At 62.1% G+C, this 1,169-nt stretch carries 1 protein-coding gene and 1 pseudogene; both read right to left on the reverse strand.

Annotation, left to right across the window (positions count from 1 at the left end; translation table 11 throughout):
* Nucleotides 1-1,083: flagellar biosynthesis protein FlhB (flhB, locus tag GYA94_RS25390; protein ID WP_161893349.1), on the reverse strand; the 1,083-nt coding region annotated here is incomplete at its 3' end.
* Between the two features lie 2 nt (nucleotides 1,084-1,085).
* Nucleotides 1,086-1,169: pseudogene (locus GYA94_RS25395) on the reverse strand (flagellar biosynthetic protein FliR); the annotation flags it as partial.

Genomic DNA, 1,169 nt, shown 5'->3' on the forward strand with positions numbered 1-1,169 from the left:
CTTGCCCTTGCCCGCACGGTACTGGCGGATCTGGAACACATAGGCCAGCACCTGCGCCACAGCCAGGTACAGGCCGGCGGGGATTTCCTGCTCGATCTCGGTCGAGTAGTAGATCGCCCGCGCCAGTGCCGGCGATTCCAGGATCTGAACCTTATGCTCCACGCCAATTTCGCGAATCTTCAAGGCAATGAAATCCGTGCCCTTGGCCAACAGCAACGGCGCCACCCCACCCTTCTCCGGGTCATACTGCAAGGCCACCGCATAGTGGGTCGGGTTGGTGATGATCACGTCGGCCTGCGGCACCGCCGCCATCATGCGCCGCTGCGACACTTCGCGCTGCAGCTGGCGAATACGCTGCTTGACCTCGGGCTTGCCCTCGCTGTCCTTGTACTCGTCACGCACTTCCTGCTTGGTCATCTTCAGTTTCTTGTGCGTCTGGTACAGCTGGAACGGCACATCCGCAGCCGCGATCAGCAACAACCCGGCCGACATCCACAAGGCACTCCAGCCCACCACCTGCAGGCTGTGAATGATCGCCTGCTCCAGCGGCTCGTTGGCAATCGACAGCAGCGCCTGGCGGTCGTTGATCAGTACCACCACCGCCACTACCAGGATCACGAAAAACTTGGCCAGCGCCTTCAGCAATTCGGTCAAGGCATGCATCGAGAACATGCGCTTGATGCCCGACAACGGATTCATGCGACTGAATTTCGGCTGCAGCAAACTGCCCGAGAACAGGAAGCCGCTCAGCGCGATGGGCGCCACGAAGGAGATCACGAACAGCAGGATCAGCACCGGCTGCACGGCCCAGATGGCCATCTTGCCCGAGGCCAGCAGAAACGCGCCCATCGCCCGCTCGTCCACGATGATGTCGCGGGTCAGGCTGAAATTCATGCGCATCAACGCCAGCAGGGTTTCGGCCAAATGGCCGCCAAACGCCAGCAGCCCACCCGCGCCGGCCAGGGTCACCGCCACCGTGTTCAACTCCTTGGAGCGGGCGACCTCGCCTTTTTCCCGTGAGTCGCGCTTGCGTTTCTCGGTGGGGTCTTCCGTTTTGTCCTGGCCGCTTTCGCTCTCAGCCATGCTCAGCCCGCCCTTGCCAGTTCACGCAGCCACTGCAGCGTTTCGCTGGCCAATGCCTGGTAGTGCGACAGCACATCGGCCAGGCC

The sequence above is a fragment of the Pseudomonas juntendi genome, assembly GCF_009932375.1.
GTDB lineage: Bacteria > Pseudomonadota > Gammaproteobacteria > Pseudomonadales > Pseudomonadaceae > Aquipseudomonas > Aquipseudomonas juntendi.